The 22,651-nt window shown below is 67.6% G+C and carries 19 protein-coding genes and 6 pseudogenes; 17 read left to right on the plus strand and 8 right to left on the minus strand.

What is annotated here, in order from left to right; translation table 11 throughout:
- Window positions 1-172 precede the first annotated feature (172 nt).
- The 5 genes and pseudogenes from AQJ11_RS49600 to AQJ11_RS53025 all read left to right on the plus strand — a co-directional run.
- A complete protein-coding gene (locus tag AQJ11_RS49600; RefSeq protein WP_059267202.1) occupies window positions 173-436 on the plus strand; it encodes a hypothetical protein in 264 nt (87 codons plus the stop codon).
- Entirely contained in the window at window positions 433-1,527 is a 1,095-nt protein-coding gene (locus AQJ11_RS43655; RefSeq protein WP_059267203.1) for a sensor histidine kinase, read from the plus strand. The genes AQJ11_RS49600 and AQJ11_RS43655 overlap by 4 nt, the downstream gene beginning before the upstream one ends.
- Window positions 1,518-2,164, plus strand: a pseudogene (locus AQJ11_RS50635) (response regulator transcription factor). Before AQJ11_RS43655 ends, AQJ11_RS50635 begins: the two are co-directional and overlap by 10 nt.
- Before the next feature lie 5 nt (window positions 2,165-2,169).
- Window positions 2,170-2,919 carry a DUF4097 family beta strand repeat-containing protein gene (locus tag AQJ11_RS43665; protein WP_059267204.1) on the plus strand — a complete coding sequence of 250 codons (750 nt, stop codon included), beginning with the start codon at window positions 2,170-2,172 and terminating at the stop codon, window positions 2,917-2,919.
- Window positions 2,920-3,071: 152 nt separating this feature from the next.
- Window positions 3,072-3,170: pseudogene (locus AQJ11_RS53025) on the plus strand (IS5/IS1182 family transposase); the annotation flags it as partial.
- 60 nt (window positions 3,171-3,230) lie between these two features.
- Here AQJ11_RS53025 and AQJ11_RS43670 read toward each other — a convergent pair.
- Entirely contained in the window at window positions 3,231-3,548 is a 318-nt protein-coding gene (locus AQJ11_RS43670; protein WP_059267205.1) for an ankyrin repeat domain-containing protein, read from the minus strand.
- 231 nt (window positions 3,549-3,779) lie between these two features.
- Complete coding sequence (locus AQJ11_RS49605; RefSeq protein WP_059267206.1) at window positions 3,780-4,526, minus strand: hypothetical protein; 747 nt, start codon at window positions 4,524-4,526, stop codon at window positions 3,780-3,782.
- Window positions 4,527-4,739: 213 nt separating this feature from the next.
- On the opposite strand from AQJ11_RS49605, the gene AQJ11_RS43680 reads away from it, so the two are divergent.
- The 5 genes from AQJ11_RS43680 (at window position 4,740) to AQJ11_RS43700 (ending at window position 8,033) form a co-directional block, all read left to right on the plus strand.
- The gene (locus tag AQJ11_RS43680) at window positions 4,740-5,099 is read left to right on the plus strand and encodes an effector-associated constant component EACC1 (RefSeq protein WP_059267207.1); all 360 of its coding nucleotides are present in this window, start codon (window positions 4,740-4,742) and stop codon (window positions 5,097-5,099) included.
- Complete coding sequence (locus AQJ11_RS43685) at window positions 5,096-6,244, plus strand: caspase, EACC1-associated type (protein WP_059267208.1); 1,149 nt, start codon at window positions 5,096-5,098, stop codon at window positions 6,242-6,244. Before AQJ11_RS43680 ends, AQJ11_RS43685 begins: the two co-directional genes overlap by 4 nt.
- 574 nt (window positions 6,245-6,818) lie before the next feature.
- Window positions 6,819-7,040: a hypothetical protein gene (locus tag AQJ11_RS43690; RefSeq protein WP_059267209.1), complete on the plus strand. Its 222-nt coding sequence runs from the start codon at window positions 6,819-6,821 to the stop codon at window positions 7,038-7,040.
- A 172-nt stretch (window positions 7,041-7,212) separates the two neighbouring features.
- Window positions 7,213-7,752, plus strand: coding sequence for a hypothetical protein (locus AQJ11_RS43695; RefSeq protein WP_059267210.1), 540 nt, complete (start codon window positions 7,213-7,215; stop codon window positions 7,750-7,752).
- Window positions 7,671-8,033 carry a hypothetical protein gene (locus tag AQJ11_RS43700; RefSeq protein WP_244218657.1) on the plus strand — a complete coding sequence of 121 codons (363 nt, stop codon included), beginning with the start codon at window positions 7,671-7,673 and terminating at the stop codon, window positions 8,031-8,033. Before AQJ11_RS43695 ends, AQJ11_RS43700 begins: the two co-directional genes overlap by 82 nt.
- Before the next feature lie 112 nt (window positions 8,034-8,145).
- Here the strand turns inward: AQJ11_RS43700 and AQJ11_RS43705 are convergent, their stop codons facing one another.
- Window positions 8,146-8,619 carry a hypothetical protein gene (locus AQJ11_RS43705; RefSeq protein ID WP_208616766.1) on the minus strand — a complete coding sequence of 158 codons (474 nt, stop codon included), beginning with the start codon at window positions 8,617-8,619 and terminating at the stop codon, window positions 8,146-8,148.
- Window positions 8,620-9,014: 395 nt separating this feature from the next.
- On the opposite strand from AQJ11_RS43705, the gene AQJ11_RS43710 reads away from it, so the two are divergent.
- Window positions 9,015-9,716: a hypothetical protein gene (locus AQJ11_RS43710; RefSeq protein ID WP_059267211.1), complete on the plus strand. Its 702-nt coding sequence runs from the start codon at window positions 9,015-9,017 to the stop codon at window positions 9,714-9,716.
- 116 nt (window positions 9,717-9,832) lie between these two features.
- Here AQJ11_RS43710 and AQJ11_RS43715 read toward each other — a convergent pair whose 3' ends face one another.
- From AQJ11_RS43715 to AQJ11_RS43730, 3 genes are all read right to left on the minus strand, one after another.
- Window positions 9,833-10,420, minus strand: coding sequence for an SMI1/KNR4 family protein (locus tag AQJ11_RS43715; RefSeq protein ID WP_059267212.1), 588 nt, complete (start codon window positions 10,418-10,420; stop codon window positions 9,833-9,835).
- 793 nt (window positions 10,421-11,213) lie between these two features.
- Entirely contained in the window at window positions 11,214-12,062 is an 849-nt protein-coding gene (locus AQJ11_RS51990) for an ISL3 family transposase (protein ID WP_244218658.1), read from the minus strand.
- 253 nt (window positions 12,063-12,315) lie between these two features.
- Window positions 12,316-12,699, minus strand: coding sequence for a hypothetical protein (locus AQJ11_RS43730; RefSeq protein WP_059267215.1), 384 nt, complete (start codon window positions 12,697-12,699; stop codon window positions 12,316-12,318).
- A 30-nt stretch (window positions 12,700-12,729) separates the two neighbouring features.
- On the opposite strand from AQJ11_RS43730, the pseudogene AQJ11_RS48955 reads away from it, so the two are divergent.
- Window positions 12,730-12,834 (plus strand): annotated as a pseudogene (locus AQJ11_RS48955) (IS5/IS1182 family transposase); the annotation flags it as partial.
- 196 nt (window positions 12,835-13,030) lie between these two features.
- On the opposite strand, the gene AQJ11_RS51995 reads toward AQJ11_RS48955, so the two are convergent.
- Complete coding sequence (locus AQJ11_RS51995; protein WP_244218659.1) at window positions 13,031-13,603, minus strand: hypothetical protein; 573 nt, start codon at window positions 13,601-13,603, stop codon at window positions 13,031-13,033.
- A 134-nt stretch (window positions 13,604-13,737) separates the two neighbouring features.
- Window positions 13,738-14,792: pseudogene (locus AQJ11_RS53030) on the minus strand (IS630 family transposase); the annotation flags it as partial.
- Between the two features lie 141 nt (window positions 14,793-14,933).
- Between AQJ11_RS53030 and AQJ11_RS43750 the strand changes: the two are divergent.
- The 5 genes and pseudogenes from AQJ11_RS43750 (at window position 14,934) to AQJ11_RS43775 (ending at window position 22,610) form a co-directional block, all read left to right on the plus strand.
- On the plus strand, window positions 14,934-15,404 hold the full coding sequence (locus AQJ11_RS43750) for a hypothetical protein (protein WP_159061811.1): 471 nt from the start codon (window positions 14,934-14,936) through the stop codon (window positions 15,402-15,404).
- Window positions 15,401-16,119 (plus strand): annotated as a pseudogene (locus AQJ11_RS53035) (winged helix-turn-helix domain-containing protein); the annotation flags it as partial. The gene AQJ11_RS43750 and the pseudogene AQJ11_RS53035, both read left to right, overlap by 4 nt.
- Window positions 16,120-16,316: 197 nt before the next feature.
- The gene (locus AQJ11_RS43765; protein WP_059267217.1) at window positions 16,317-17,519 is read left to right on the plus strand and encodes an IS110 family RNA-guided transposase; all 1,203 of its coding nucleotides are present in this window, start codon (window positions 16,317-16,319) and stop codon (window positions 17,517-17,519) included.
- Window positions 17,520-17,534: 15 nt separating this feature from the next.
- Window positions 17,535-17,882 (plus strand): annotated as a pseudogene (locus AQJ11_RS43770) (transposase); the annotation flags it as partial.
- Window positions 17,883-18,332: 450 nt separating this feature from the next.
- Window positions 18,333-22,610 carry a LamG-like jellyroll fold domain-containing protein gene (locus AQJ11_RS43775; RefSeq protein WP_059267218.1) on the plus strand — a complete coding sequence of 1,426 codons (4,278 nt, stop codon included), beginning with the start codon at window positions 18,333-18,335 and terminating at the stop codon, window positions 22,608-22,610.
- The last annotated feature ends 41 nt before the right edge of the window (window positions 22,611-22,651 follow it).

Below are 22,651 nucleotides of genomic sequence, written 5' to 3' on the forward strand. Positions count from 1 at the left end.
CCAATACAGCTAGACCCTGGCTGACCGGGTGCGGCGCTGTCGGTCACGTGCACCCACGAACAGGGGGTGGGTTATCCATACCCCCGACTCGTCGGTTGTCCTCGTGTCCGCCCAGGTCGCCGTCCCGCTACCGTCCCGGTGGAAGCAGGAAACGACGGTCGAGGAGGGCCGCATGGTTCTGGCCGACACCCACGACACCCGCCACCGGTCGGAACCGGGTCACCCCATAGTCACCAGCGAGCAACCGGTGGCACTACCGCCGGACCCGGCCCTGCCACCGAACCTCTACCGGGCTCTGGTGTCGCCGTACTTATGGCGCGCGAGCGCCTTTCTGGCCACCGACGCCGTGATGGGCCTGGCCGGCCTCGGCGTGCTGACCATGCTCGGCGCCGCAGTCTGCCTGGTACCGGCCGGACTGGTCGGCTACCGCTGGTGATCCTCGCGGGCTGGGCGCTGCATCTGCTCGGCGACGCCGAACGCTACCGGTGGGCCGCGATCTGCGAGTTGGACTTACCGGCCCAGCCTCGCCCTCCGCTGTCCGGGCCGCTGCTCGCCTCGGTAGCGGCACTCGCCAGGAGCCGGTCGAGTTGGCGCCTGGTGGCCTACTTCGCGGTGCTGGTCCCCTGGTCACTGGCGACCCTGTTTGGCATCGTGCTGGTGTGCGGCGCCCCGCTCGCCCTGGTCCTGCTGCCCACGTACTACACCCAACTCCTCTACGGTGAAGCATCGTTGGGATTGATCACGGTCGGCGACCTCGGCACCGCCCTGCTGGTCTCCGCGGTCACCCTGCTGCTGTGGGCCACCCTCGCCCCGCTGGTGGTGCGCGGTCTACTCGCCGCCCACATGCTCCTCGCCCGGACTGTGCTGGCGCTGCCCCGTGACGTCACGCTCGCCCAGCGGGTGGAGTACCTGACGGAGAGCCGGGCCCGGGTGGTCGACGCCGCCGAGGCGGAGCGCCGGCGCATCGAACGCGACCTGCACGACGGTGCCCAACAGCGCCTGGTCGCCATGGCGATGACGCTCGGGCGGGCCCGCTCCCGGCTGAAGGGCTCGGGCCAGGACGCGGTGCTGGAGCTGGTGGACGAGGCTCGGGCCAGCGCCCAGGAGGCCATCACCGAGCTGCGTAACCTCACCCGCGGACTGCACCCGCCGGTACTCACCGACCGCGGTCTGGACGCCGCCCTGTCCGCCGTGGCCGCCCGGCTGCCCATCCCGGTCGACGTCGACGTCGACGTCGACCCCCGGCCGTCGACGACCGTGGAGGGCATCGCCTACTTCGTCGTCACCGAGGCCCTCACCAACGTCGCCAAGCACGCCCGGGCGCAGCAGGCCTGGGTGCGGATCCGGCGCTGCGGGGACCGGCTGGCGCTGACGATTGGCGACGACGGTGTCGGCGGTGCCAAGGCCCCGCCGGGCGGCGGGCTCGCAGGCCTGGCCGACCGGGTATCCGGCGTCGACGGCCGACTGTGTATCACCAGCCCGCCAGGTGGACCGACCCTGATCGAAGTGGACATGCAATGCGTGTAGTGATCGCAGAGGCCTCCGCCCTGCTGCGACAAGGCATCGTGCTGCTCCTGCGGGACGACGGCATCGACGTCGTCGACGCCGTCGGTGACGGGGACGCCCTGCTGCGCTCCGTCGCCGAGCACCGGCTCGACGCGTGCGTCGTCGACGTACGCATGCCGCCGACCTTCGTCGACGAGGGCCTGCGCGCCGCCCCTCGTCATCCGCAACCGCTGGCCGGAGACCGGCGTGTTGGTGCTGTCCCAGTACGTCGAGCAGAGCTACGCCGTCGACCTCATCGACAGCGCCAACCAGCGGCGTCGGCTATCTGCTGAAGGACCGGGTCCCCGACGCCGACGAGTTCGTCGACGCACTGCAGCGCGTCCGGGCCGGCGAGACCGTGCTGGACCCCGAGGTGGTCAAGCAGATGCTCACCCGCAGCCGTCGGCAGGACCCCATGGCCACGCTGTCGCCCCGGGAGCGTGACGTGCTGGCCGCGATGGCGGAGGGCCGGTCCAACGCGGGCATCGCCGCCAAGCTGTTCATCGGCTCCGCCGCGGTCGAGAAGCACATCCGCAGCATATTTGTGAAGTTCGGCCTGCATCCGGAAGAGGGCGAACACCGCCGTGTGCTCGCCGTTCTACGTTACTTGGGAGCTTGACAGACATGGCAACGCGCAAGAACCGCTGGATCCTGGCCGTCGGTCTGGTCGTCCTCGTCGTGGTCGCCGGCACCGGCGCCTGGCTGGTCACCACCGCCCTGCCCGCCCACAAGAAATTCTCCTCCACGCACGCCGTGAACGCCGCCGCCGACACCCTGCTGCGTGTCAGCACTCACGGCGGCGTCACCCTGCACACCGGCCGCGACTCCATGGTCCACGTCACGGCGACCGGCGACTACGCCGACAACCCGCCGAAGGTGTCGGTGAGTTCCTCGGGGAAGACGACGACGGTCACCGGGTCCTGTGGCGACGACTGCTCACTGAACCTGGAGATCACCCTGCTCCGGCGCCCTCGCGGCCGAGGTCAGTTCGGACCAGGGCCAGATCACGGCAAGCGATCTGACCGGACGCCTGGCCCTGACCACCGACGCCGGCGCCATCAACCTCACCAACCCGCGGGGCCCGCTCGCGCGGCACATCACCAGCGGCCAGATCGCCGTCAAAAGGCCAAGCCCAGCCTCTTCGAGGCCAAGACCGAACAGGGCGAGGTCCGTGCCACCTTCGTGACCGCCCTCACCACCGTCGACGTCACCACCGACCAGGGCAACGTCGACCTCACCCTTCCGCCCCACGCCGGCTACTACATCCACGCACAGAGTCAGAACGGAACCCCACACATCGCCCTCCCCGTGGACCGCGATGCCAAGCACACGGTCACGGTACGGACGGACGAGGGTGGTGTGGAGATCCACTGAGCGTTTGCAACGGGACCACTGATCAGGTGACGCCAGCCAGGTCGAGGTGAGGACCGCAACGCACAAGGCTCCCGTGCCGTTGGTGGAGGTGTTCGAAATCTCAACTAATCGGCACAGGAGCCCCGTTGCTTTCCTAGCCTGCCGCGCTCGACCTGCCGCTTGCCCTCGTCGAGTGGGTCACGATGCTCATCGTCACCCGTGAGGGTGACCGCAGGTGCAAACTCCCGCCGCACCAGCGGGCGCTCATCGCTAGCCCGAACACTTCCTCGCCTTCACGAGCATCGCCTGCACCCTCATCTGCCTGCGTCGCCTCACTCGCTGATGTGCCGCTGCAACAGCTTGACTGCCAGGTCATGGTCGTAGTGAAGGGCGAGGTCCATGGGTGTTTGCCCGTCCGGGTCTGGGAGTAGCGGGTCGGCACCGAAGGCCAGGAGCACTGCGGTGGTATGCACGGTCAGTGGGCTGCCGCTTTGCAGGGCGCCATCGCCTTCCATGTCGATGGCGTGTGTCAGGAGCGTCATGTTGTCGCATACCTCATCGGGGTCGACTCCCTTGGCCAGCAGCTGAGCCAAGGTCTGTGCGTCCTCGCTCTCCACCGCTTGATGGGCCGGTGTCCAGGTGTTCTCCATGGCGGCATTCAACCGTTGCCGTACCAGCCCGGCCAGCGCCTTTTCCTGCCTCTGAACGTCAAATGAGATGATTTGTTAGCGATAGACGCCGGTGTCTTGGGCGTCGAATCCCGCATCACGTGACTGATGTGGCGGCGCCGCTTTTAGCCGTGGACGAGTCAGTCACGGCTGGCCGGGGAAGGGCCGGTGTCCAGCGCCGGGTGTCTGCCCTGTTCTGGCGGTGTGGTCTGGTTACAGCGGCCGTCGGCCGGTCAGGTCGGCCCATGCACTGCGGGCGTCATCGAGGGCTGCCCGTGCGTGCGGCAGTTTGAGGTCGGCGTCGTGGCGAACCCGGGTTTCCTCGAGCCGCTCGCGGGCCGCCTCAAGCGGCGCAGTGGCCTGGCGTGCCGCGCGTAGTTCAGCTTCGCGCATACGAATCTCCTCGGTGCGCTGCTTCTGCACCCGGTCCGCGGCCGCGACCGCGTTCTGGATCTGCATGGTGAACTGGCGCACCGCGTCCTCGGAGTGCTCCTGGTCCTCGTAGCGTTCCATCCGCTCACGCCCGTCGGGCTGGGTGAGATACACGTACGACCAGTGAGCAGAGCGGGCGAGTTCGAAGCGGACCCGCAGGTCCGCAAGCGGTACCTCGACCTCACGGACGACAAGAGCGTGCTCGTACAGAGTGATGTCGCCCAGCTGCCCGATCTGCTCCCCGCGGTGCGGTGTGCGCAGCCGCTCGAGCTCTGCCTCCGCCTGGCGGATCCGGCGCCGGTAGGCCCACTCGGCCCGCTGGACCCCGGCCAGCGCCTGCCACCGCTCACGGCGCGCGGCCCTGCCCAACTGGCGTACGGCATTGCGCGCATCCCTCAGGGCCTCGCGCGCCGCACGGTGCTCCTCGTGGAAGGCGTATCTCCACCCGCCCGGGTACCGCACCAGCCGCTGAAGGGTCCACCCCACTGCCAGGGCCGCCAGGGCGACGGCCCACCCGATCACGATCATGCGTATCCCCCTCCTGCGACGCCACAGTTGCAGCTGACGACAGCAATAGCGGCACACGGTAAAGCCGGTCAACTCTCTTTGATCCCGCCGGCGATCCGCATCCCCGGGCAGGGGTGATATCGGCAAGTACGCGGCAGCGACAGGATTGCTGAGGGACGATGAAGCACCTGCAGCCGTCGCCGGTGGCGGCCGCACGCACGAGTGGGAGGCAGGATGCGGTTGGAGGTCCATGTGGAATCGGCCACGCGGGAGATACGCTCACTGTACGGCTGGTTGCGGTCGGACCCGGACGTGCGCACGACGTTCACAGCGGACCCGCAGACGAATGCGGCCCCCCGGCCCGGGGAAATGGGCACCACCCTTGACGTGCTGGCACTGGTGACGGGAAACGGGTGGAGCGCGGCGTCGTTCGTGCTGGCGCTGGCCACCTGGCGGCGGACCCGGCCGCAGCGGCCGCAGGTGGAGATCCGCCGTGGCGACACGGTCATCGTCCTCACCGACTGCTCGCCCGAGCAGATCCAGCACGCGACCAGAATGCTGGAGGCCGCCGTGGGCGAGGACACGGGCACATGAGTGTCCTGCCCGATCCGGGGGCCTCACGAGCGGTACTGATCGGCACAAGCCGCTACGATCACCTCGAACAGATGCCGGCCGTCTCCAGCAACTTGGCCGATCTGGCCACCCTCCTGCGCGGCCCGCTGTCCCTGCACCTACCCGCCGCACATGTGACAGTCATTGAAAACCCGCCCGACCCCGGCAGCGTCATGGGTCCGCTGCGCCAGGCGGCGGCCGAAGCCACCGACAGCCTTCTCGTCTACTACGCCGGCCACGGCCTCACCGACCTCAACGACACGCTGGCCCTGGCCCTGCCGCACACCCGGCCCGGTCACATCGAGACCAGTCTTGGCTACGACTGGCTGCGACAGATCCTCCTGGACTCCCACGCCCAGCGGCACGTCGTCCTTCTTGACTGCTGCTACAGCGGCCTCGCCCTCGGCCGGATGAGCATATCCTCGTCGCTTGCCGACCAGGCGGCGGTCGAAGGCACTTTCCTCCTGGCCGCCTCCGCCGAGACCCGCCCCGCCCTCGCCCCAGTCGGCGCCGTCCATACCGCTTTCACGGGTGCTCTCCTTGAAACGCTGCGCCACGGCGTTCCCGCCGGCCCGCCGCTGCTGGACCTGGAGACCCTCTACCGGCACTTGCACCACACGCTCGAGGCGCGCGGACAGCCCCTACCGCAGGCCAGGAACCGTAACAACGGCGCCCGCATCGCGCTGGCGCGTAACCACGCAGGCCTCCCCACGCCACCGGCTGCCCACACGGCTGGCACCGCTGAGGACCGCCGTTCGTGGCCTGACCCAGCTGCGGTCAGCACCGTCACCGGCTTCTTTACCAGTCTCCGGACCGTCCGCGAGATCAGCGGCCTGACGCAGCAGGAGGTCAGCCGACGCTCCAACGGTCAGATCTCCCCAGGTGCCATCAGCAGACTGGCCAATCGCGATACGATCCCCGCCACCTGGAGCACCACAGCCGCCTACCTGGCCGCCTGCGGCGTCCCCGCCGACCAGATCGACCAATGGCACCGGACCTGGCAGAGCTTACGCGGCAACCCGCCCACGACACCACAGGCACCCGCTGGCCCGTCCCACGCCGACAGCGCCTCCTCCGTCAGGACGAGGTGGCGGTTACCCGGCCTGCGACGCGGCCGCGATCAGTGACCCGCGCCGGCGGAAGCTGTGGCTGCGGACGAACTGGGCCGGGGTCCCTTCTCCGTGCCCTCTGATCCGCCGTCACCCCCGAAAAGGGTGTTCCAACCAGCGATGGCCAGAAGAAAGATCACCAGAAGCACACCCGCAGACGGCTTCTTCCACCCGCTGGAAACCGACGAGGGCTTCACATAGTGCCCAGCCCGGTAGTACCCCTTGCGCTGCTGCGCCATGGCGTTATATCCCCCGAGACAACCGACTGACAGTTCTCCCAGTCTGATGGGAGATGCGTCATCCGCGGTGCTGACCGACTGAGCTTGTCCGAATCCCTGCGCCTGCAGCCCCGGCGCCGGGCAGACTCCGCGGGCTGTTCCGCCGCCGCGGCTGACCACACACGTCGGACGCCGCCCATCCCGTCGGACACGGGGGGAGAGACGGCGTCGACGAGAATCGCCCCTGGGTCAGGCCGGGGCGGCCTCCTTTGCCAGCGCGGCGAGGATGACACCTCTTCCCCAGGCGATAGCCAGGGGAAAGTGGTAGACGTCGCGGACTGTCCGGGGCGCCGCGGTGGGGCGAGTCTGGGGGCATGGGCAGTGCGCCGGTCGTCGCGCACCGGCCGTCGCAGTCCGGCGGCCGTCGGGTCACCGTGCACTGGCACGGCCGGGACGAGGTCCTGGGCCTGGCGCACTCCGACCACGACCTGGTCGTCTTCCTGGAAGCGGCTGGAGTAGGCGACCCAGATGGAGCGCTGGGTGATCCGCTGGGTGGAATGGCGCGGGGCCGGCCCCATCAGTGGAGCGTCGCGTGACGGCAGCTTCGCAGCGCCGTCGGGGAGGGGAGGACCCTGTCCGGGCGGGCAGCAGGCCCCTCGAGCGCGCTTGCCGTGGGGCGGATCATGCACGCTTCGCCCAGCACAACGACCCCGGCGGCGGCAGGACACGCTGAACAGGCCGCGCCCGGCGTCAAGCGGTACATCACGAGTGCGGTGGCTCGCCGTGGTGGACCGGGCGCGGGAGATTGTGGAGAGCTACGAGGGCGGCGTCACGTTGCGCCAGGTGATGTACCGGCTTGTCTGCGAGGGCGTGCTGCCGCACACCCCGTCGATGTACCGGCACCTGTCCTCCCACCTAGCCCAGGCCCGCCGCGAGGGCCGCTTCCCGGACCTGATCGACACCCTGCGCGAGGTCCACGTCCCGCCGGCCTGGCCGTACGCGACCGCGTTCCTGCGTGATGCCCTGGACTGGTTCGCCCTGGACCGAACCGAGGGCCAACGCCCGGTGTACGTCGCGGCGGAAAAGGACACCATCCGGCAGATGTTCACCACCTGGCTCGCCGAGTACGGCATCCCGGTCCTGGTGGTCCGCGGCTTCGCCTCCCAGTCCTACGCCGAAGTCGTGCGCCGACGCACCGCCCGGCACGGCCGCGCCACCCTGCTCTGGTGTGGCCATTTCGACGCGAGCGGGGCGGAGATCTCCGGCGCACCGAGGACTGCTGCAGCGAAGTCCGCCGGGTCCTGCTGACCCGCGAGCAGACCATCGAGTACAAGCTGCTGTCGACCGAGGGCAAGCACGGCGACCCGAGATGGCCGGCCTTCGCCGCCCGCTACGGCTTCGACCCTCAGCATCCGGTGCAGTGGGAGGTGGAGACGCTGGAGCCGGCCGAACTGCAGCGCCTGGTCCTCGCCGCCGTCGACCCGTACATCGACCGCCAAGTGCTCGCGCAGCAGATCGCCCGCGAGGAAGAGCAGCGCCGCGCCTTGGCCGCCTTCGTACGGGGCTGGGGCGCGGCGGAGAGGACGTAGCGCTACCGCGCTGTACGGGATCCTGGGCGAAGTGCAGCACCACCGCCTTGGCGCAAGCGGCGACTTCGTCGGACAGCGCGTTGCTGCGCGGGCGGCACTCCTTTCAACGGCGTCACCGGCTGGCGCCCTCGGGCCATAGCACCCGCACCGGGACGCCGGTCCGTTCGGCGTACCGGACCACGTCCGCGGTGCCTCCGTATCCCCGCGCAGGTTTCCCGTCCCATACGGCGATCAGCTCGTCCACCAAGTCGACGAGGACTTCGGATCCGGCCTGATGCGCTTCGGAGGTCGATTCGGCGATGCCGGTGTGGTGGACGCCGGCTGCGCGGGAGAGGAGCCGGTCGTAGACGGGGTGGTGCCAGTCGGGCAGTCCTTGCCGGTACCCGGTGGCCGGGATGACGACCTCGAGGCGGCCGCCGTGCTGCAGGACGGTTTCGGCGAACCAGGAGTCGGGTCCGTCGGCGATGCAGGAGACGCCGACGAGTTCGGCCGGGTCGTACTGGCTGACCTGGTCGACCAGGAGAGCCCGCACCTGTTCCTCGACCTGCGTGCTCAGTCCGCGGTGCCCGGTGATCCCCACCCTCATGCCGTGGTCATCCTTCCCTACACGTAGACGCCGTGCAGGCGTTCGTCGAAGTCCCGCACCACCTTCGGCGGTGAACTGGTGGTGAGGCTACGGCGCACACCGCGGGCGCGTTCCACGATCCGGCCGGAGCGGTACTGCAGGCCGACCTCGAGCGCGCGGGAGGCCAGGGCGAACGCAGCCTCCCCCCCGCCCGCCGGCGAAGTGACCGTCGGCGATGTCGAGCACGAGCAGCGCTCGTTGTTTCGCGTGTCCGGTGGTCAGGGGCTTCCACGTCCTCGTCGAGTACGCCCCAGGCGTGCGCCGCAGACACCTCACGTTGCTATGCCGTCAAGCGGGTCGGCCGTGAGGGCCGGGGTCTTCGAACGGTTCTGACCGGGCTTGGAGAGAATCCCGGCATGGCGATGACACGGCACTGGTACTCCTCTTCGCTCGTCGTGGACGGGCACCCGCTCCTGGATGAGCCGGGCTTCTGGCCTGCGTACTTGGCGGACCTGGCCGAGGGGTTCGCGCCCGAGGCCTTCGGGGCGGACGCTGGCGACGCTGACGCCGCGCTGGAGACGCTCCACGACCCGTCGGCCTGGCCCATGTTCACGGTGCCGCTGGCCGGCGGCTTCGCGATCGTCGTGCACTTCAACAGCGGCGAGGAGTTCACGACCACGGACTACTTCCTGACGCATCCCGACTGGAGCCAGGACCTCGTCCTGGCCAGTGACGATCAGGACCGCATCGGCCCCGGGCTGTGCTGGCCCGAGCTCGCCGCCCTGGTGGAGGCACCACCGGGTGCGGCAGGAGTCACCGACCCTCACGCCCGTCTCCTCCTTCTTCTGCCGGTCCTCGGCGACACGGCAGTTCCGGAGGGGGCCGTTTCGGCAGTGGTCGAGGCTCTGGTCGAACAGGGTGCGCCCGAGGCGAGCGAGGCGTTGGCCAGACAGCTGCTTCAGGGGCATCCCATGTGGGGCGCCGAGGAGTGGTGGTTCGACGATGACGAGCAGAGCTGGCTCTGCGAGGGCGAGCACAGCCCCCGCAAGACCCCTCTGGGCGACCATCTGCCGCCACGACAGCGAGCCGCTCTCGAAGCCTGTCTCACTCCCCGCTGACCGGTTCAAGCCGCGGTGACAACGGCCTCGGTGGGAGAGGCCCCGAAGGCGAGCGACTCGTCGTAGGTCGTGCCCTGCTGGTTCTGGCTCACTTTCCGTGGAATGGTTACGGAGAGTCAAATCTTTGGTGCCATGCGATGCCTGTCGGGATGGGCACGAAGCTGGGGTGAGGTGAGTTCCAGGGCCCGGTTGTCGCGTCCGGCGCTCATGTGGTTAAGCCAGCGTTCGTACCAGTCGAGGAAGTCGGTGGCGGAGGAGACGTTGGGGCCCCAGAACCCGTCGCTGTTGCCGATGAGGACGCGGCCGGTGAGGGGACCGGTCACCGCGATGACGCATACGTCGGTGCAGCCCATTTCGATGACGTGGAGGAAGAGGTCGCGTCCCTGACCCCCGGGTTCTGCGTCGTCGAATCCGCGGGGTGTCCCCGGTTCCTCACGCGGGTTCATGACCAGCAGGGAACACCGCTCCAGCGGCATGAGGCCGTAGAACGGCGCCGCGCCTGAGCCGCCGATGTGCGTGAGGAACTGCCGGTAGGCGTCGGGCAGGGCGATGTCGTGCTCGGCCTCGAACGCAGCGACGCGTGCTTCTGCCAGCTTCGGACCGAGGCGGAACTTGTGTTGCTCTTCTCCGAAGGAGTGGCTGCGCAGGGGTTGGAACGGGATCGCGGCCAGCTTGCGACGCAGGCGGGGTATGCGGGGATCCATGGTGCATCTTCTCTCGTCCCCGTCACCCTATGGGTGGCTGTGGTTAGCTGGCCAGAAGAACCCTCTTCCGCAGGAGAGCGAAGCCGGCACGGCCGAACATCTGGCGTTTGAGCATTTTGATCCGGTTGACGTCCTTCGACGACGCCTGAGTTCCAGGGCAGGGTGAGCCCGGCAATGACGGCCTCACGGTCACGTTCGATGCCCGCGGCCAGGGTTTGGAGGCTGGGGAGGTCGTCGCGCCGGACGGCGTCGAGCCACTGCGGAAGCCGTTCGCCCTGGCGCTCGGTGAGCATCTGAGCGAAGGACCGGACGTGAGAAGTGAGGGCGTCGAGCTCGGGGCAGTGGACCAAGACTGCCTTGAGCCGAAGATGGTCGATCTCAGGGAGGGTCTCGGGGCGCCGGAGGATCCAGCCGGCGACGACGCGGGGTGATGGTGGTCGAGCTGTGATCGGGTTGGGAGAGGTCCTCTTCTCCCGGAAGTAGGCGCGACGCGCTGGTAGCTGCCCTGATAGCCGAGTGACACGATCTCCTCCCATATCGCCCAGGCGTTTGTGCAGCCCTGGTTCCAGCGGTCATCCAGGTAGGGCTTGAACGCGTCCAGCTTGGACGGCGGGCCCTGCCACTGCCCGCGGAAGAGGTCCTCTGGGGTGGCTGCGTCGGCGAAGAGTTTGACGGTACGCGAGGTCATGCGGAGTTGGCGGCCAATCGCCCTCCGGCTGAGTCCGGCGGTCAGCAGTTCGTGGACAGTCGCGTGGTTGGCCCGGGTCCGATCAGCGAAGCGGTGTCCCCTTGGTCAGGGCGAGCCGGACGGGTCTTCGAACTTCTCCAGCTCGGGGGCAGGCTGGGCTGGATCTGGGGCCAGCACCCGCAGGCATCCACGGTGGTCTGCGACACAACGCTCGGCGGCTTCGCTCAGGTTGTGCCAGAGATGCCACCTGTCCGCAACCTGCACTGCCTGGGACGCCCCGGCGGTGGCGCCTTCGGCGAAGAACGGTGCCCGATCGCGGCAGACCACTTCGACCTCTGGCCGCTTCGCGAGCCAAGCGGCCAGGCTGGAGGCTTCCCGGTCGGGCAGCAGGTCCACCGGGCGTCGGCTTTCGACGTCGACCAGGACGGTCCCGTAGTGGCGGCCTTTACGGGTCGCGTACTCATCGACGCCGACGATGCGCGGGGCGGAAACTTCTGGGTCGGGCAAGGATTCGACCAGCCGCAGCACCGTGCTGCGGCTGACGGACAAGCCGAAGACTCTCGCCATGCGGGCCCCGGCCCGACCGGCAAGTGCGAGGCCGACCGCGGCCAGCGTCGACCGCAGGCGCTCGGTTCGTCGGCCGTACCGACGAGTCAGCCCCGGCATCTGCTCGGCGAAGGTCCGGCGCCCGCACGAGATGACCGGGCAGAGGAACCTACGGACCCTCAAGCAGAGGACGACCCGTCTGCCACTGCTGGGCACATCAGCGGGAACCCGCAGGTAGGAGCTGTGAACGCGCCGAGACCAGCTCCCGCAGCCAGGGCAATCGAACCCGGCCACCGTGCTTCGGGCCTCAATACGTACCGCCTCATCGTTCACGTCGACCGACAGCACAGCCACATATGCGATTGACGGGAACAGCAAGTCCTCCAGCCGGAGCACCACCTCTGCCACGGGCCAAACTGTCAGCCACACCGCACTGGGGACGGATCATTTTTGGGCAGCTTCCCGAGGTGCTGCCCGCCCGGCAATCGTCACTCAGCGTGGTGATTCACTGAATGTGTGCCAGAACCCGTTCTCGTGAACACCAACCACGGCCCGGATGGGGCGCCTCCCGGAGCGGTGCACATCTGCTGCCAAAACTCGTGAACAAAACCACGTTGTCCCGTAACTGCTGTTCGCAGCGAGCTGGTAGTGCCTACCGGTGTCAGCCGAAGAGGAGGCCGACGTCCTTCTCGATACAGAGCTGCAGGACGACCACCAACTGGCGGGCGTCGTCTATGTGCCGTTGGAGAAGTGGGTCGGTGGTTCCGCCTTGAGGCTGGTCGGCGATCTCCTGGAGGCGGGACAGGATTTTGGCGCACTGAGCCGACGTGAGGTCGGCGCCGTCATCATCGGGATGATTGAGGAATGACGCCAGGGTGGTGAAGACGTGGTTCCACGGGCGCTGTCCGCCGAAGCCGTGTATCTCGTCCAGTGCGAACCCATCGGCCTGTGCCAGCCACCGCCGGAACGCTCCGAAGCCGGTGTAGGACCAGGAGACGTCCGGGCTGCTGGTGTCATCGTCTCCTGGGAACAGGACGAGCCCCACATGTCCTCCTCGTTGACCGATCACACAGGCATGCAGACCTGGAAGGTCCTCCGCGACTGCCGCCTGAAAGGCGACGGGGTTCACCACGCCATGCTCGGCATCGCCCGCCTCCACAACCTCACGCTTGCTGGATGACCGGGAAACAATGCTGGTCAACCGGCACACTGTAGATCATTTGCGGGACAACGCTTAGAGATGCCACCAGGAGGTGCGCTCGCGAACCTGCAGAGGTGAAAGAACGCATGTACTGAACTTGAAAGCGTGATGTCGGAGGAAGAGATGGGGAGGAGGGCATCCGCTCGGCAGTTACTTTGGAAGGGCCTGCCGGCGCTTACCACTCGAAGGTTTTCCACTCCTGTTGGGGTATGCAGCCCTCCGTGGTGTCCCCGCAACGGTCGGCCCATGCTTCGGCCACCATGACCGGGCGGCTCAGCACGAGGTCACCGGCCCGCTGAGCCCGAAGCACCAGCCCGAGCTGCTCCGAGCACGGATCGGCATGCTGCGAGTACTGCAGTTCCTTCGTGTGCGTCTCGAGGTAGTCGATGAACTGATCCTCCAAGCGTGACGGCACCTGACCTACGAGTGCCAACCCGTCCAGGGTCACCTGCGGGCCGCGCAGTGCGTTGACCGCGATGCCTGCCAGGCCGACCGATCGGTCGTAGTACACGGTTACCGCCGGCCCGAAGAACGGTGCATCAAGTAGCTGCACCGACCAAAACTCAGCACATACGTAGTTGTCCCTGGAAGAACCACTCGAAATTCCGTTCTCCAGGACGCCATCAACTGCCGCCTCCGCCTGCTCGTGTGTCATGCCGAACTCCAGCGGCCCGACACGTTCGAACGGCGTGAACGCCCACGGGAGACGCTGCTCCTCCTCCAGCACACCCCAGACGTCCGTCACCACGATCAACCTCCGGTCAGCAGAGCACCTCGGCCTGGACAGCCGGCGGCGCGACGATACCCGAGCTGTTCGATCGGGGATCCAGCGGCGCCACTGCCTTCGTCCGGCTGGTTGGTCGTCGGCTCGCCGCTGTGCGGGGACAGGCCTGTGCCGACGAGGCAGCCGTCAATCAAGTCCGGGCGGTACTGGATCTTCTTGAGCCGGTGTTTCACGGCCCTGGTGATCTCGCCGAGGTCCGCAGCAGCCAGGTTGCCGAGATCGCGCTTGACCAAGGACCAGATGCCCTCCTGCGGATTGAGGTCGGGTGCGTAGGCAGGCAGTTGGAACACGGTGAGCCACTCTGTGTTCGCCGCTACGAACTCTCGTATCCCGGCAGCAAGATGGAGCCGTACGTTGTCCCAGACCACCAGCACGATCGGTCCGCCGAGCTGGATGGGGGCCCGCACCAGCAGGTTGCGCAGGTCCCGCCAGCCGAAGCCCTTCGGCTCGTCCTTGCGGCCGTGGTACTCACGGATTGCATAGATCAGCCTCGACCGCGCCCCTGGCCTGTAGCAGACCATCCCGGCCATCGACATCCGTCCAGAGCCCCGGCCGCGCACCCGCACCACAGGTGTGCGGCCGACGCGTCCCCAGGTCTTCGAGCGCGGCGAAGTCAGCGACTGCCCGGCCTCGTCAGCAAAGACGAGCCAGGCGCCGCGCGCCGCCGCGGTGCTCTTACCCGCGGCCAGATCTCCTTCTTCCACAGCTCGACGACGTCCTCGTCGCGCTCGATCGCCCGCCTGGCGGGCTGCTGCCAGGACCAGCCCTGCCGCTTCAGCAGCCGCCAGGTGCCCTCGACCGTGTAGGAGACACGGAACAGCCGGCCGATCAGCGTCTTGACTCGCGCCAGCGTCCACCGCTGGTCCGCCCATCCGTGGACCAGCGGTCCGCGCTCCAACTCCCGTTCCAGCCGGGCGAGACGAGCCTCGCTGAGGCTTCGATCGGCCGGCGATCCCTTGGACAGCACGCCCGTCTCACCACGCTCCCGCCAGGCCCGGCGCCATCGCTCCGCCGACCGCTCGCTCACCCGCAACGCGGCCGCGATCTCCCGGTTCTTTTCTCCGCGCTCGAAGCGTTCCACGGCCTGCAACCTGATTCGCTCCCGCGCGGCCCTCCCAGCGTCGGTCAACCCGCCGCCCTGCGCATACCTCACGGTCAGAGAACTACCGGAACTCGCCAACCGCCGCCAGGCGAACCAGACCGACATCACCCAATCAAGTTCAGTAGCTGACAATCGCCGAAGTCGCCACCGACACTTGTAGTAGTCAGCCCGGCCTGCGAGTAGGAGACGTACGTGCTTGACCTATGGCGGTTATGCCACGTAGCCAGCATCGTGGTGGCAAAGGCCGCCCGGACGGACAAGTGGGACACGGTGCGTGAGGCGCTGGCGCGCTGGTGCGCCCGAGGACATGAAAACCGCTATGCGATGCAGCTGATGGATTGGGATCGTGTGCTTCAAGAAACCCGATGGACAGCCCCGGACAAGGAAGACGACACATCACTCATCACTTTCATGTCCATCTTAAAGTTCTCCCAGCACCTGGAAAATCTGGAGGACGCTGAGCGCTCCCAGGCCGTCGAGGAACTGCAAAGCCTACTTGCTCAGTTTCAAGAGTTCGTCCCTTCCGAGAACGAAGTCGAACGCGAGCGCGAGCGCCGACGCCAGCGAGCTGTGGGGGGCTTGCCCCATGACTTACTGAGCTTCAAGGCGTGGTGTCGCCAGGGGCTGACGGGCCGTGATCCCTGCGGTATGCCGACTGCATGAGATATGCGCAAGGGGGCGGGCTGACCGACGAGCGGCGGGCCTTCCGCGAGAAGTTGAGGATGGAGGCGGCCGAGCGATTCGCCTAAGGCGACGAGAGCACGGTCATCGCGCACGACCTGCGGGTCAGCATCCGGTCGGTACAGCGCTGGCGCAAGGCCTGGTCCCAAGGCGGGCCGAGATCCCTGGCCTCCAAGGGGCCGGCGTCATTGCCGCTGCTCAGTGACGAGCTGTTCGCCGTGCTGGAGCATGAGCTGGCCAAGGGGCCGGTGGCGCACGGCTGGCCGGACCAGACCTGGACGCTGTCAGGGATCAAGACCCTCATCGGACGCCGGTTCCACAAGAGCTACACCGTCCAAGGTGTTGCCGCGCTGCTCAAGCGGCATGGCTGGAGCTGCCAGATGCCGGCCCGCCGAGCGGTGGAGCGCAACGAGGCGGCGGTGGCCGGCTGGGTGAAGGAGACCTGGCCCCAGGTGGAAGGACCGTGGCGGCGCTCGACGCCTGGCTCGTCTTCGAAGACGAGGCCGGATTCTCGATGACGCCGCCGACCACCCGCACCTGGTCCCGCCGCGGTCACACCCCGGTGATCCGCGTGCGGGGCCGCTCCCGCCGCCGCTTATCCGTCGCCGCCCTGGCCTGCTACAAGGCCGGCCAACCCTCACGGCTGATCTACCGGCCCTGCCCGGATACCCGGCCCGACGGGCGCAAGAGCTTCTCCGTAAGTTGTTGGGCGGCCCGGGAGGGCCGGGTGTGGCTCAAGAGCTTCTGCCTTCAGTGGCTCGCCAGGAGTGGCCGCCTGACTCTCCGGGGCGCCCTGGCTGCTGATTGAGATGTGCGCTTCGGTCGCTGATTACGGAGATGACAGCGGGGTGTTCCTCGGGCCGACGGCTCGCTGTTGGAAGTGAGGAGGGGCGAGTGAGGGAGCGACGGTCCCGGGTCTGGGCCGGCATCGACGCGGGCAAGGGCCACCACTGGGCGGCGGCGGTCGATGAGACCGGCGCGACCTTGTGGTCGAAGAAGATCGACAATGACGAGTCGGCGATTCTGACCGCGCTCGGCGAGATCCTGGAGCTCGCCGATGAGGTCCACTGGGCAGTGGACATCTCCGGCACATCCTCCGCCCTGCTGCTGGCTCTGCTCGCCGCCCACGGCCAGCAGGCCGTCTACGTGCCCGGCCGCACGGTCAACCGCATGTCGGGCGCCTACCGGGGCGAGGCGAAGACAGACGCCCGCGACGCCTACGTCATCGCAGAGACCGCCCGTCAGCGCCGGGACTTCGCCGTCATCAACGTGCCCGCTCAGCTGACCGCGGACCTCGCCCTGCTGACCGGCCACCGATCCGACCTGGTCGCCGACCGGGTCCGGCTGGTCAACCGGCTCCGCGACGTGCTGACCGGCATCTTCCCCGCGCTGGAGCGGGCTTTCGACTACAGCAGCCACAAGGGCGCGCTGGTGTTGCTGACCGGCCACCAGACCCCGGCCGCTCTTCGCCGTCGCGGCCGGGCCCGACTCACGGCCTGGCTGGCCAGCCGCGGCGTCCGCGGCGCCGACGCGGTTGCCGCGACTGCGATGGAAGCCGCGCGGGCCCAGCACACCGCGCTGCCCAGCGAGGATGTCGCCGCCCAGATCGTCGCCGACCTGGCAGCGCAGGTCCTGGCCCTGGACGACCGACTCAAGCGGATCAACAAGCAGATCCGCGACACGTTCCGCGGTCACCCGCAGGCGGAGATCATCGAATCCCTGCCCGGGATGGGCCCGATACTCGGTGCCGAGTCCGTCGTGTCCGCTGGCGACTTGTCGGCCTACGTCGACGCCGGTCACCTCGCGTCGGCGGCCGGGCTGGTGCCCGTCCCGCGTGACTCCGGCCGACGCACCGGCAACCTTCACCGGCCCAAACGCTACAGCCGCCGCCTGCGACGGGTGTTCTACATGTCCGCGCAGACCAGCATCATCCGCGAGGGCCCGAACCGGGACTTCTACCTCAAGAAGCGAGCAGAGGGCTGCAAACATGTCCAGGCCGTTATTGCCCTACCCCGCCGACGAGCGAGTGTGTTGTGGGCTCTGCTGCGTGACGGACGGGTATTCACCTCCGCTCCGCCGGTCACGCAGGCGGCTTGACTTCGTCATTGAGACTCCTGGAAGGACTACCGCGACCTGATCCAGACCGCCCACCAGCAGCTCGGCGGCCCGATCGTGCTGGTCTGGGACAACTTGAACACCCACCTGACCGCCGGGATGCGCCGGTACATCGCCGAGCGGGACTGGCTCACCGTCTTCCAACTCCCGCCCTATGCGCCGGACCTCAACCCGGTCGAGGGCATCTGGTCGGTGCTGCGGCGCACCACCACGGCGAACCGCGCGTTCGCCGACCCGCATGACCTGATCACCGCCGTCCGGCGGGGCTTGCGCCAGCTCCAGTACCGCCACGATGTCCTCGACGGCTGCCTCACCGGAACCGGACTCATTCCCGCCCCACCATGACGACATCACGCTTTGAAGGTCAGTAACCCCATCGGATGTCTTATTCGTGGCCTCGCAAGGAGGCTCCCGGCCTTCGGCCCCGGTATGACTTGAGTCCGGATGACGTTGACTGACGAACGGTTGCTTTCAGTCAGGATGCTGGATGGATCGTCGAAGAAGTGCTAGGGGCGTCATGTTGCCTGTTCAGTGGACGTGTGAGGGCGGCCGCCTCTGCGTTCCGTAAGGCATATTTCGCACCCGGAGAGTGTCCAGATCCAGTCGCTTCTCGTGTGTTTCTGTGTGTTTCATGTCACGAAGCGTTCTGATCTGTTTGACTTTTCTGATCTCGGATGTCCGCTTGTGACCGGCTAGACCTGCGCTTGATCTCGTGTTTACGTCATGTGCACGTTCTGTAAGAGGTCAGTCACGGTGGGGGCAGGGTCTGTGGCGGCCCTGTGAGGAGGGTGGGGCATGCCTGTGGGGAGACGATGGTGTGTTACAAACGCCGTGCTAACCGCTGCAGTAACACTGAGCTTCCTTCCGTCAGCGAACGCGTGGGGAGCCGCTGGCGGCCATACGTCGGCCAGCGGGACATCGCGCGTCTCCGACGGGACAGATGCAGGGACGCTTTCCGCTGACACTGAAGCTGAGGCGGTAGCCCGCGCGAAGCAGTCGGGCCAGCCCGTGGAGATCATTTCCCTCAGGGCGGAGAGCAGCGAGGTCTTCGCGAATCCGGACGGCAAACTTGAGGCACGCGAACACCTGCGTCCCGTGCGAGCGCGCGTCGACGGCGTGTGGAAGGACATCGACACGAACCTGGCCCGGACGGGCGAGGGGATGGTGGCACCGAATGCCACGGCCATCGGTCTACAGTTCTCTGGCGGCGGCGACGTCCCCATGGTGCGCATGATGAAGGCCGGGCGCGAACTGGCCTTGTCCTGGCCGGGGCACTTGCCTGCTCCACAGCTCCAGGGCAACACTGCAACCTATCCGGATGTCCTGCCGGGTGTGGACTTGCGGTTGGGGGCACAGCAGGACGGTTTCACTCAACTTCTGGTCGTGAAGTCGGCTGAGGCGGCCGCCAGTCACGAACTGGCCGAGCTGCGCCTGAAGCTGGATACGGTCGGCATGGACGTGAAGGAAACCAGCGCTGGCGGTCTTCAGGCCGTGGACCGGGGTGCCGGTGGCGCGGTGTTTGAGGCGGCGCAGCCGCTGATGTGGGACTCCAGCACAGGCACGTCGACACAGAAGGCAGCGAGTGCACCGCCCGTGGCAGCGCCGAAGGCGGCGGGAAGCAGCAACGAGGTGGCCGAGCCGACCGCGACGGAGTCGGGCAAGCTGGCCCCGGTCGAGGTCGAAGTCCCCGTCGGCCAAGAGGAGCTGGTGCTGAGACCGGACACCGAGGTTCTGCAGGGCAAGGACACGGTGTACCCGGTATTCATCGACCCGAAGTGGGACACGCCTAAGGCCACCTCCTGGACTGTGGCCTCCAAGTACTGGGCGTCGTCTCCTCAGTGGAAGTTCAATGGTGACCCGGACGCGGGCATGGGCTACTGCGGCTGGTACTACTGCAAGCCTTACGACACCAAGCGGCTCTTCTACCAGCTTCCCGTCTCGAAATACGCGGGCAAGGACGTCCTCTCGGCCGAGTTCGTCGTGCGCAACACGTGGTCGGCGTCGTGCATCGATCGAAGCGTGGAACTGTGGCGGACGAAGGGCATCTCGTCCTCGACGACATGGAACATACAAAACGAGTCCGGCTTCTGGATCGACCACTTGGGGACCAAGTCGTTCGCCTACGGCTTCGAGGGATGCGCGGCCAAGGACGCCGAATTCGACGTCCGCTCGGCCGTGCAGCAGGCTGCCGACAAGAAGTGGTCGACGATGACGTTCGGCCTCCGCGCCGGCGACGAATCCGACGAGTACGGCTGGAAGCGGTTCTCGGACGATGCCTACCTGCGGGTGAAGTACAACCGGCCGCCGCAGCAGGTCAAGATGTCGCAGCTGGAGATGGAGTACGGCGGTGCGTGCAAGAAGCCGGCGGATGCTCCGCGGGTGCGTACCCTGGGCAAGATCTATGCGAACGACGTCACCGATCCTGACGGCGACACCGTCGCCGTGCAGTTCCAGGCGAAGTGGGACACCGGAGACGGCAAGGGCCTGATCGCCCGCTGGACGCCGGCGCGGACCACGGCGAAGAAGTCGGGTTCGGATTTCGCGGTCTCGCTGCCCACCTCGGTCCCGTCCGAGAAGACGGTGCACTGGTACGTCCGCTCCTACGACGGCGCACAGTACTCGCCTTGGTCGTACACCGGAGGTGCGACCGGCTGCTACTTCGTCTACGACACCTCCGTGCCGAAGGCGCCGACCATCTCGTCCGGCGAATACCCGGCCTCGGACCCCGAGGATCCGGACGACCCCTGGTTGGACGGTCTGGGCAAGTACGGCTCGTTCGAACTCAAGGGCGCTAACAGCGATGTGGTGAAGTACTACTTCGGCATCAACGAGGATCCTTCAGCGAAGAACGTCCTCACCACCTCAGGTGGCGCAGCGAAGATCGCGAGGATCCTGCCGACCAAGCCGGGCGTGAACCGCTTGACGGCCAAGGCGTTCGATGCGGCCGGCAATCCCAGCGAGATCCGCACCTACCAATTCCGTGTCAAGGCCGGGCAGCCGGAACGCGCGATGTGGCAACTGGATGAAGCGGCCGGCGCTTCGGCGGTTCAGGGAACGGCCCCCGAACGTACGATGCAGTTGAATGGCGGGGCCACCTCGAACGTTGCCGGGGCCAAGGGCACGGCCGTGTCGTTCGACGGCGTGGACGACTACGCCGTCAGCGACATCCCCGTCGTCGACACCTCGGGGAGCTTCTCCGTCTCGGCCTGGGTCAAACTCGCGACCCTCCCCGACCACGCGGCCGTCGCGGTGACCCAGCCGGGCAACAACACAGCTGGCTTCGAGCTGTACTACTCCGCGGGCTACAACCGGTGGGTCTTCAGCCAGCACGCCACCGACACGCCCGGCGCCAGCAACATCACCGCCATGGCCACCACCGCAGGCGGTGTCACAGCTGACGAATGGACCCACCTGGTGGGCACCTACAGCGCCAGCAGCGACGAACTGAAGCTGTACGTCAACAACCAGCTCACCGGCACGGCCAGCTTCAGCACGCCCTGGGACGCACGGCGTGGCCTGCAGTTCGGCGCAACGATCCTCAACGGCGCCAGGACGAACTACTTCCCCGGGGCGATCGACGAGGTACAGATCTTCGACAAGTCCCTTACCGCCGCCGAGGTGACCCGCTTGTACGGCAAGTCGTCCCTCGCCGTAGGTCTTCCCGCGCGGGCCGCGTTCGCGATGGACGAGCCGGCCGACGCCACCGAGCTGACCGGCCGGGCACAGGTGCCGGATGCCACCCTGATGAACGGGGCCAAGCCCGGGCAGCCCGGCATCGCAGGCAAGTCGCTGACGCTGGACGGCGTCGACGACTACGCCACCACCAGCCGGCCCATCCTGAACAATCAGAAGAGCTTCGCCATCTCCGCCTGGGCCAAGCTGCCGAAGACCAAGCCCGGCCAAGCGGCCATCATCGCCACCCAGGCAGGCGTCCACCGCCCGGGCCTGGAGCTGTACTACTCCAAGTCGTACGACCGGTGGGCGGTCAACGAATACTCGGCCGATTCCGCGGACGCCACCCCGATCCGCGCCATGCAGGCCGATGGACAGACCGCCTACGGCGACACCTGGACGCACCTGGTCGGGGTGCACGACACGGTCGCGAACAAGCTGACACTGTACGTCAACGGCACCAAGGCCGGTGAAACGGACCTGCAGGCCAACTGGTACGCCGGTGGCGCGGTACAAATCGGCGCGGGCTCCTACGACGGCCAGCCCGGCGCGTTCTTCCCCGGCCAGATCGACGACGTCCGGATCTTCGACCGGCCCATCTCCGGTCAGGAGGTCCAGCAGTTGTTCCGGCAGCGGCCACTGGTCAAGGGGCGCTGGATGTTCCAGACAGCGTCCGGCTCGCCCCTCGTGACTCCTGACGCGTCGGCGTCGGCCAACGACATGACCCTCTCCGGCGGTGCCCGGCTCGACGCCGGCTGGGTCGACGGCGGCGTGGTTCTCGACGGCGTCGACGACTATGGGTCGACCGCCACGGTGCCGGTGGACACCAGCAGCAGTTTCACCGTCACCGCGTGGGCCCAGGCGGCCGCACTCCCGGACAAGGGCGTGACCCTGCTCAGCGTCCCCGGCACGACAAAGAGCGCCTTCACGGTCCGCTACGAACCCAGCAGCACACCGGAGTCCGACCCGGGACGCTGGCGGATCGCGATGGCATCGGCCGACAGCAGCAGCGCCACCGTCACCCAGGTAGACAACAGCCAGTTCTACAGCCCCACCGAATGGACGCACCTTTCCCTCGTCTACGACGGCTTCTCCAAGCACCTGACGCTGTACGTCAACGGCCAGCAGGAAGAAGTCGCCTGCAAGGACGACGACGGCGACGGCGACGCTGACGACTCCACCTGCACGGACAGGCTCTCGTGGGCTGATGACGTACTGGCCTTCAAGGCAGCACAGCCCATGCAACTCGGCCGCGCCCGGACCGGAACAAGCACCTGGGGCGAGTACTGGCCGGGCGCCGTCTCCGACATCTGGGTCTTCCAGGGTGCCCTGTCGGACGAGCAGATCAGATCGCTCGCCACAGGACAACCCGGGATGGCAACCGACGTCCCCCAGGACTGACTGAACCATCGGGTGGGCCCTCATCCTGCAGGGCCCACCCG

Source organism: Streptomyces corchorusii (genome assembly GCF_001514055.1).
GTDB classification, from domain to species: Bacteria; Actinomycetota; Actinomycetes; order Streptomycetales; family Streptomycetaceae; genus Streptomyces; species Streptomyces olivaceoviridis.

Excerpts from the sequence above, each read along its gene's own strand:
- AQJ11_RS49600 (WP_059267202.1), top strand. The coding sequence starts at position 173 with ATGGTTCTGGCCGACACCCACGACACCCGCCACCGGTCGGAACCGGGT.
- AQJ11_RS43665 (WP_059267204.1), top strand. The coding sequence starts at position 2,170 with ATGGCAACGCGCAAGAACCGCTGGATCCTGGCCGTCGGTCTGGTCGTC.
- AQJ11_RS43670 (WP_059267205.1), bottom strand. The coding sequence starts at position 3,548 with ATGGAGAACACCTGGACACCGGCCCATCAAGCGGTGGAGAGCGAGGAC.
- AQJ11_RS49605 (WP_059267206.1), bottom strand. The coding sequence starts at position 4,526 with ATGATCGTGATCGGGTGGGCCGTCGCCCTGGCGGCCCTGGCAGTGGGG.
- AQJ11_RS43680 (WP_059267207.1), top strand. The coding sequence starts at position 4,740 with ATGCGGTTGGAGGTCCATGTGGAATCGGCCACGCGGGAGATACGCTCA.
- AQJ11_RS43685 (WP_059267208.1), top strand. The coding sequence starts at position 5,096 with ATGAGTGTCCTGCCCGATCCGGGGGCCTCACGAGCGGTACTGATCGGC.
- AQJ11_RS43690 (WP_059267209.1), top strand. The coding sequence starts at position 6,819 with ATGGGCAGTGCGCCGGTCGTCGCGCACCGGCCGTCGCAGTCCGGCGGC.
- AQJ11_RS43705 (WP_208616766.1), bottom strand. The coding sequence starts at position 8,619 with ATGAGGGTGGGGATCACCGGGCACCGCGGACTGAGCACGCAGGTCGAG.
- AQJ11_RS43710 (WP_059267211.1), top strand. The coding sequence starts at position 9,015 with ATGGCGATGACACGGCACTGGTACTCCTCTTCGCTCGTCGTGGACGGG.
- AQJ11_RS43715 (WP_059267212.1), bottom strand. The coding sequence starts at position 10,420 with ATGGATCCCCGCATACCCCGCCTGCGTCGCAAGCTGGCCGCGATCCCG.
- AQJ11_RS43775 (WP_059267218.1), top strand. The coding sequence starts at position 18,333 with ATGCCTGTGGGGAGACGATGGTGTGTTACAAACGCCGTGCTAACCGCT.